The 7,782-nt window shown below is 41.3% G+C and carries 7 protein-coding genes; 3 read left to right on the top strand and 4 right to left on the bottom strand.

Annotated features, from left to right (window positions below; genetic code table 11):
- The first annotated feature begins 788 nt into the window (after positions 1-788).
- A complete protein-coding gene (pgsA, locus tag G3T18_RS19010; RefSeq protein WP_224412161.1) occupies positions 789-1,334 on the top strand; it encodes a CDP-diacylglycerol--glycerol-3-phosphate 3-phosphatidyltransferase in 546 nt (181 codons plus the stop codon).
- A 73-nt stretch (positions 1,335-1,407) separates the two neighbouring features.
- Here the strand turns inward: pgsA and G3T18_RS19005 are convergent, their stop codons facing one another.
- Entirely contained in the window at positions 1,408-2,487 is a 1,080-nt protein-coding gene (locus G3T18_RS19005; RefSeq protein WP_224412160.1) for a precorrin-8X methylmutase, read from the bottom strand.
- 59 nt (positions 2,488-2,546) lie between these two features.
- Here G3T18_RS19005 and G3T18_RS19000 point away from each other — a divergent pair, with 59 nt between their 5' ends.
- The gene (locus G3T18_RS19000) at positions 2,547-4,484 is read left to right on the top strand and encodes a heavy metal translocating P-type ATPase (RefSeq protein WP_224412159.1); all 1,938 of its coding nucleotides are present in this window, start codon (positions 2,547-2,549) and stop codon (positions 4,482-4,484) included.
- A 97-nt stretch (positions 4,485-4,581) separates the two neighbouring features.
- On the opposite strand, the gene G3T18_RS18995 is transcribed toward G3T18_RS19000, so the two are convergent.
- Both G3T18_RS18995 and surE read right to left on the bottom strand, forming a co-directional pair.
- Entirely contained in the window at positions 4,582-5,517 is a 936-nt protein-coding gene (locus G3T18_RS18995) for an NAD-dependent epimerase/dehydratase family protein (protein WP_224412158.1), read from the bottom strand.
- A 94-nt stretch (positions 5,518-5,611) separates the two neighbouring features.
- Positions 5,612-6,289, bottom strand: coding sequence for a 5'/3'-nucleotidase SurE (surE, locus tag G3T18_RS18990; protein WP_224412157.1), 678 nt, complete (start codon positions 6,287-6,289; stop codon positions 5,612-5,614).
- Positions 6,290-6,471: 182 nt separating this feature from the next.
- Between surE and G3T18_RS18985 the strand changes: the two genes are divergently transcribed.
- Positions 6,472-7,206, top strand: coding sequence for an SIMPL domain-containing protein (locus G3T18_RS18985; RefSeq protein ID WP_224412156.1), 735 nt, complete (start codon positions 6,472-6,474; stop codon positions 7,204-7,206).
- 2 nt (positions 7,207-7,208) lie between these two features.
- Here the strand turns inward: G3T18_RS18985 and G3T18_RS18980 are convergent, their stop codons facing one another.
- Positions 7,209-7,580 (bottom strand): single-stranded DNA-binding protein, encoded by a 372-nt coding sequence (locus tag G3T18_RS18980; protein ID WP_224412155.1) that lies wholly within the window; start codon positions 7,578-7,580, stop codon positions 7,209-7,211.
- Between the last annotated feature and the right edge of the window lie 202 nt (positions 7,581-7,782).

The following is a 7,782-nucleotide window of genomic DNA, read 5'->3' as shown; positions in this document are numbered from 1 at the left end:
TGACTACAAACAAGTTAGATTATTCAAGTTCTTCTTATTTCAGCAGCGCTAAAGCGCTGACTACGAACAAGTTATTCAAGTTCGTAGTGAGGACTTTAGTCCTCTTTCAGTTAATCTCAATAGCTGACTACAAACAAGTTAGATTATTCAAGTTCTTATTTCAGCAGCGCTAAAGCGCTGACTACGAACAAGTTAGATTATTCAAGTTCGTAGTGAGGACTTTAGTCCTCTTTCAGTCAACCTCAATAGCTGACTACAAACAAGTTAGATTATTCAAGTTCTTCTTATTTCAGCAGCGCTAAAGCGCTGACTACGAACAAGTTATTCCAGTTCGTAGTGAGGACTTTAGTCCTCTTTCAGTTAATCTCAATAGCTGACTACAAACAAGTTAGATTATATAAGTTCTTATTTCAGCAGCGCTAAAGCGCTGACTACAAACAAATTATTCCAGTTCTTCTTATTTCAGCAGCGCTAAAGCGCTGACTACGAACAAGTTATTCCAGTTCGTAGTGAGGAGTTTAGTCCTCTTTCAGTTAATCTCAATAGCTGACTACAAACAAGTTAGATTATATAAGTTCTTATTTCAGCAGCGCTAAAGCGCTGACTACGAACAAGTTATTCCAGTTCGTAGTGAGGACTTTAGTCCTCTTTCAGTCAACCTCAATAACTGACTACGAACAAGTTAGATTATTCAAGTTTAGTAAAAAACTGTTAAAGCGCTCACAACAATGATAAGATATAATAAATTATAGTTAGCAAAAAACAAAAGAAAAACCTGACAAATAACAATGAATTTACCAACCTGGATAACATTTTCCCGTCTTTTGGGAGTTCCTTTTCTGTTATATGGTTTGCATAATCCGACACCCCAAACTAGGTGGATTTGTTGCAGTATTTTTATTGTGGCTGCGGGAACAGATTGGTTAGATGGGTATTTGGCTCGTAAACTTAATCAAGTGACCGATCTAGGTAAATTTCTCGATCCATTGGTAGATAAGTTGTTAGTATTAACGCCACTTTTAGCATTAATTGAGTTAGGTCAAATTCCCGCTTGGGGAGTATTTTTGATTTTAGGCAGAGAATTAACGATCGCGGGTTGGCGTGTCGATCCAAAATTAAGTGGTGGAGTGGTAAAAGGTGCTAATATTTGGGGTAAACTGAAAACAGTTTCTCAGATTATAGCGATCGCGCTTTTAATTGCTCCTTTACCTCCAGTTTGGGATAGTCCTTCTCTGATTGCTTTTTGGGTTTCTGTGGCTTTAACGCTAATTTCTGGTTTAATTTATGTTTTACCAGCAAAACCCAAAGTTTCCCAAGCAAAAGTTAGCGAATGAAAAGTATTTCAATTGGCACGCATTTACACAAAGATTTAAATAGGGAAGAGGTTAAGAACTTTTCTGGAATTGCTCAACTGAGATAACAATGACAATCTGGTTTATCGATCAGAGATTGAGCGAGTGTATTCAGAGAAGTTGCCGCTAATAAACCACCACCGAAAGAGTTAACTGTGGTAATAAAAGGGATACCAGAGCGCATCAAAAGACGTTTAGCGGCTGGTGCATGACTAAAACCAATCGGCATACCAATAATTAAAGCAGGATTTAAGCGATCGCGTTCAATCGCTCGACAGACAGAAATTAATACCGAAGGAGCATAACCGATTACCAGAATACAGCCCTCAGTTAACTCTGACAAAACTTTTTGCCGAGTTTCAAAATGCCAAAACTCTTGCTCTGCTTCTGCGGCATCGGTAATATGAGGATTATCGATCAAAGTTGTTAGTTGACAGCCGAGATGAGCCAAGCGAGGGCGATCGCAAGCAGCCGCGATCGCGGGTACATCACCAACCACTTGACAACCAGATTTAAGCGCCATTCTCGCAGCCGCGATCGCTTTTTTACTAATTTGGACAAAATTAATCAAACTCACATCACCACAAGCTAGTACCAGCTTCGAGAGTAAATCTGCTTCAATTTCCGAGCGATTTGATAAGTCGGGTAATAAATACTGTAAAGATTCAGGGAAAGATTCCGGGTGTGCAGTTACCGCCGTATCAAAAGTATCCCAAAACGATGCCACTTGCGAAAGATTAAATTGCGCGATCGCTTCAGTTTGAACATTTTGACAAAGATTGTCCCGCCCTAGCAACCCTTCTAAAGCAGATGCAGTTTGTCGCAGTTTGACAATTTGCTCAATGATAAGCTGATATTGCTCTTGCAGTTGAGGAAGTAAAGCTTTGTTTGCGCTTGGTAAAGCTTCAGCTTGCAAAAGTTTGCGGATATGTTCGAGTTGAAATCCTTGTTGCTTGAGAGCAACTATTCGCCGTAATTGTTGCACGTGAGATTCAGTATAGAGGCGATAGTTACTTGGCGATCGCCTCGCTTCCGGTAATAAACCAATCTGGTGATAGTAGCGTACCATCCTGGGAGTTAAACCGTTACCCACTTTTTCTGTAACTTGTTTAATTGTTAAATATTCCTTACTCATGTTGACCTTAACACTAATGTCAAAGTGTAGCCTGAGTCAATTGTTAGATTTGATTGGCAATGGCTCAACTTAGTTTCACGAAAACATTTCAAAAATACTCTGATGCTTATGCTGCGGCGACTTGTGGCATTTTAATTCTCTTCGGTTGGCTTACTCTTTCTCTCAATTGGATCGGTTTTGCTTTATTAATTTTGTCAGCCGCTTATGTAATCGGTGGTTATGAAAGCACCAAAGAAGGACTTACGACTCTCTGGAAAGAAAAAGAGCTAGATGTAGACTTACTGATGATTGTCGCAGCGCTAGGGGCAGCTAGTCTAGGGCTTTGGGAACGAGAATATCACCTAATTATCGATGGTGCAGTTCTCATTCTAATTTTTGCCATTAGTGGTGCTTTAGAAACTTTTGCTATGCAACGCACAGAGCATAATATTCGCTCGCTGATGGCGGTTACTCCCGATACAGCCAGAGTAATCGACAATGGTGAAGAAAGAAAAGTCGATCTCGCTCACTTACAAGTCGGAGATTTGGTTTTAGTCAAGCCTGGAGAAATGATTCCCATCGATGGAATTATTTTAGAAGGAGAAACCACAGTCAATCAAGCGCCGATTACTGGAGAATCTGTACCTGTGGATAAAACGAGCGGTGACGAAGTTTTTGCGGGTACTCTTAACGGTAATGGAGTCTTACGACTGAGAGTTCATCAACCACCGGAAAGTAGTTTAATTCAAAGAGTAATTCGTCTGGTTGAACAAGCGCAAACCCAAGCACCTCCTTCTCAGCAATTTGTCGAACGTTTTGAGCGAGGTTATGCGAAGGTAATCATCTTACTCGGCGTGATTTTAGGAATTTTACCTCCTTTCCTCTTCGGTTGGGACTGGGAAACCACGATTTATCGAACCTTAATCTTTCTGGTGGTGGCTTCTCCTTGTGCTTTAATGGCATCAATTATGCCAACTTTACTCTCAGGGATCGCTTCTGGAGCAAAACAGGGAATTTTATTTAAAAATGGGGCGCAATTAGAGAAAATTGGTCAGGTAAACGCGATCGCTTTTGACAAAACAGGTACTCTCACTCAAGGAAAATTAGAAGTAGTCGAGATTATTCCTACCGCAAAGCGTTCTCGCAATGAGGTGTTACAATTAGCTGCGGCGATCGAATCTGGTTCGGAACACCCCATCGGTGAAGCTATTATTCAAGCAGCAAAGCAAGCAAATTTGTCCTGGGAAGCTGCGACGAATATACAAGCGCGAACTGGTCGAGATATTATCGGCGAAGTGGCAGGAGAAAGAGTTACTGTGGGTAAAGTTAGCAATCTCCCTTGCTCTGCGGAATTAAAGGAAATTAGTCATGCTTTGGAAACCGCAGGTAAAACTGTGGTTTGGGTGAGTTTAGCTACAGAAATTATTGGGATTATTGCTGTTGCGGATACTCTGCGAGATCGAGCAGCAAGCTTAATTGCTAGTTTAAAAGAACTTGACATCGAAGCCACTGTCATGCTTACAGGAGATAATCCCCATACAGCCGAAAGTGTAGCTCAAGTTCTGAATTTAGATCGAGTTTACGCCCAATTGTTACCAGAAGACAAACTCACAGTTATTCAAAACTTACAGCAAAAGTACCACAATGTAGCAATGGTAGGAGATGGAATTAATGATGCTCCCGCTTTAGCTGCGGCTACCGTAGGAATAGCAATGGGAGGTGCAGCTACCGATGTAGCCTTAGAAAGCGCAGATATTGTCTTAATGTCGGCTAACTTAGAGAAATTATCCCACGCGATCGCCCTTGGTCGTCGGGCTAATCGTATTATCAAACAAAATATTACTTTTGCGCTCTCGTTTATCTTCTTGCTTTTGGTAGCTAACTTAACGGGTAATATTAACTTACCTTTGGGAGTAATTGGACATGAAGGTTCTACTCTTTTAGTTACTTTAAATGGTCTGCGTTTGCTCAATTCAAGTTCATCTCGATCGGCTTTTTCTCTACTGTCGAAAAAATAATTTTAAATTGAATCTCTTCCGTTAAGCTCTAATGAGCTATAACGGGAGATTTACCTGAGTTAACTAAATCTTTTTCCTGGAAAAAATTATTAGCTAATCATCTAGCTTGGAGAATCTCATCGTCAAGAGAAAAATCGACTTCTTTTTGATCTCTTCCTGAAGCCAAATAATCATTTTGAAATGAATCTTTTAAGCCAGAAAGTAAATCAAATTCAGGTTGCCAATTTAAGTCAATTTTTGCTTTGTTAACGTCAGCAAAAAAGTGTTGGAGACGCAGAGGAAAAGCTTTCCGTTTACCAAAATCAAACTGTTTGGGATCGTAATGTACTAACTTAAGATTATCGCTTGATTTCCCCGCAGCTTGAGCGCAAAGACGAGCTAAACCAGCAAAAGTAACGTATCTTTCCCCAGAAATATTATAAACTTGTCCTTTCGCTTTTTCGTTACCTAAAACCGCCGCCATTGCTGATGCTAAATCTTTGACATGACCGAGTTGAGTTAAGTGTAGTCCATTACCAGGAATTGGAATAGGACGATCTCTTACAATGCGATCGAAAAACCAAGCTTCTAAATCGTTATAATTTTCTGGACCGTAAATATAAGTAGGGCGAATTGAAGTCCAAGGTAAACCTATTTTGGCTAAGTAAGTTTCGGTTTCGTATTTGCCTTTGTGACGACTATTAGGATCGACTGCATCACCTTCTTGATGTGGCATTTCATCAGACTTCAGATAAACACCTGCGGAACTAACATAAACGAAATGTTTTACCGAATCTTTAAACATTTCTGCTAATGGTTGGGTATCGCTTAATTCACGACCATTATTGTCAAAAATTGCGTCAAATTTTTCATTTGTCAGCTTTTCTTTCAGTTGAGCAGGATTTTTGCGATCGCCATGAATTTGCGCTACATTTTCTACCGGCGCAGGCTTGTTACCGCGATTGAACAGTACCACATCATGTCCCTGTTTTACCAAAATTTTTGTTAAGTAAACCCCGATGAAACGGGTTCCTCCCATAATTAAAATTCGCATAATTTTTATCAGTTAGTAGTGAACAGTTAGCAGTTATCAGTTACCAGTTATCAGTTACCAGTTATTAGTCCCCAATCCCTAATCCCCAATCCCCTCAAACCTGAATTTGAGTTATAGCAATGTTACCAGAGAAACAGACATCAACGTCACTACCGGGCGATCGCGCTCGTCGGGAATATACTCCTTGGTAGTAATATAAATCGCCTTCCATGCGATAATTAACGGGTAGAGGCTCATTACTGGGTTCGCAAAAGATAATTTCCGGATCGGGTGAATTTGGTGTTAAATGAGGTAAATTGACGTTCCAAAAGCTTTTCGGCGACAAAGGACGCTCAAATAACTCTGTTAACACTTTAGCTGTCCAGCGCGTCGCTAAATCCCAATCAATGAGTAAAGGTCTTTTAATCCAATGGGAAACAGCAATTCCCCCAATTCCATGAATTGCAGCCTCTCGAACCGCCGCTACTGTCCCGGAAATATAAACATCTACCCCTAAATTGCCGCCTGCGTTGATCCCCGACAGTACCCACTTGACATTATTAGATATTTGTGTTAAAGCAATTCGAGTACAATCAGCAGGAGTTCCCTCAACAGCATACTCGTGAAGAGAGCGTTGGAGAAGGTGAATAGGACGGCGGGTAGTAACTCGATGTCCGCAACCGGATAAAGGTTTCTTGGGAGCGACAATAACGCCTTTACCTGCTACAGCCTTTTGCAGCGCTTGGATACCAGGAGCATCGATCCCGTCATCGTTAGTTAAAATTAAAGTCATCCGAGGTAAAATTTGGCATTTTCAAGTTCAGGGGCAGATTAATTTTACCCCAGCAGCGATCGCGTCCGGTGGCGTCTTTAATTGTCGGTTGCGAAAACGGTAACTAGGAACACATTTACTGGTTTGCCGTGTCAAATTAACAATCGACTGGTGCAAATTTTTCGTGGAGGAGTAGAACTTTAATGAATTTATCCCCTGTACCTCGGTTGCCAAAAATGGCACAGTTATCAATCCTTGCTGTTAGTTTTAGTCTCTTTAGTAGTTTAGTGTCACCGATGAACGCCTCTGCACAAGAAAGAATGCTCCGAACTCTAACAGTTACCGGACAAGGGAAAACGGAGATTCCCGCGACTTTAGCACAAGTGCAGCTAGGAGTTGAAGTGCAAAGAGAAACAGCAACAGCAGTTCAGCAAGAAGTTGCCAGACGTTCGTCAGCATTGGTAGAATTTTTGCAAGATCGGAATGTAGAACAGCTACAAACTACTGGCATTCAGTTACGACCAAATTACGATTATCGAGATAATCAGCGCAGACTGATTGGCTATATTGGCACAAATATTGTTAGTTTTCGCATCAGTACCGAACAAGCAGGGCAATTACTCGACGAAGCCGTCGAAATAGGTGCAACTCGGATCGATGGGATTAATTTTACCGCCAATGACAACGCGATCGCTGCCGCCCAAAAAGAAGCTTTACGCGAAGCTACCCAAGACGCTCAAGCACAAGCAGATACAGTCTTGAACGCCTTAAATTTGACTCGTGAAGAGATTGTTGGCATTCAGATTAACGGTGCAGGTGTACCGCCAATACCTCAGCCTGTAGCTAGTTTTTCGAGAGTAGCTGGTGACGAGAGTACGGCGATCGTTGGTGGCGAACAAACCGTTAGAGCTTCTGTCACCTTACAAATTAGCTACTAGCCTTAATAATCGTAATCGCTTTGACTGTAGCCATTCATCCCGTTTGACTCATTATCCCGCTTGGAACCGAGTAAATCCAATCGATCTACTTTAATTATCGGTTTCGAGCGGAGCATCCCCGTATTGCGATCTGTCCAAGTATCTATTTTTAGCGAGCCTTGGATGCCAACTAAACTACCTTTACGCACGTAATCTTTAGCAATTTCCGCCGTTCTCCCCCAAATTTCCAAATTAAACCAATCTGGGCGATCGTCCTTTCTGGTGCGACGATCCACAGCTAGCGGGAAAGTACACAAAATCTTAGCACTATCAAAATATTTGATGTCCGGTTCAGTACCAGCACGACCCACTAAATGAACGAGATTAATACTCATAGCGATTCTTCTTGATACAAGAGTACTCAAAAACGACTAAAATTTAGTATAGCTAATTGTAAGCTACTCGCTTTCACCAAAATTACGGTAGACAAGGAACAAAAACAAAAAGCGAGCGATCCTAACGCTACTGCACCAATCGCCAATTTCTCCGGAAGCAACAGACAAAAGCCCGAATCCATAGTCAAAGCTTATACAGAGA

This window comes from Oscillatoria salina IIICB1 (assembly GCF_020144665.1).
Taxonomy (GTDB): Bacteria; Cyanobacteriota; Cyanobacteriia; order Cyanobacteriales; family SIO1D9; genus IIICB1.
This window is presented reverse-complemented; position numbering and strand designations above follow the sequence as displayed.

Coding starts and splice junctions, on each gene's coding strand:
- G3T18_RS19000 (WP_224412159.1), top strand. CDS start 2,547: ATGGCTCAACTTAGTTTCACGAAAACATTTCAAAAATACTCTGATGCT.
- G3T18_RS19005 (WP_224412160.1), bottom strand. CDS start 2,487: ATGAGTAAGGAATATTTAACAATTAAACAAGTTACAGAAAAAGTGGGT.
- pgsA (WP_224412161.1), top strand. CDS start 789: ATGAATTTACCAACCTGGATAACATTTTCCCGTCTTTTGGGAGTTCCT.
- G3T18_RS18985 (WP_224412156.1), top strand. CDS start 6,472: ATGAATTTATCCCCTGTACCTCGGTTGCCAAAAATGGCACAGTTATCA.
- G3T18_RS18995 (WP_224412158.1), bottom strand. CDS start 5,517: ATGCGAATTTTAATTATGGGAGGAACCCGTTTCATCGGGGTTTACTTA.
- G3T18_RS18980 (WP_224412155.1), bottom strand. CDS start 7,580: ATGAGTATTAATCTCGTTCATTTAGTGGGTCGTGCTGGTACTGAACCG.
- surE (WP_224412157.1), bottom strand. CDS start 6,289: ATGACTTTAATTTTAACTAACGATGACGGGATCGATGCTCCTGGTATC.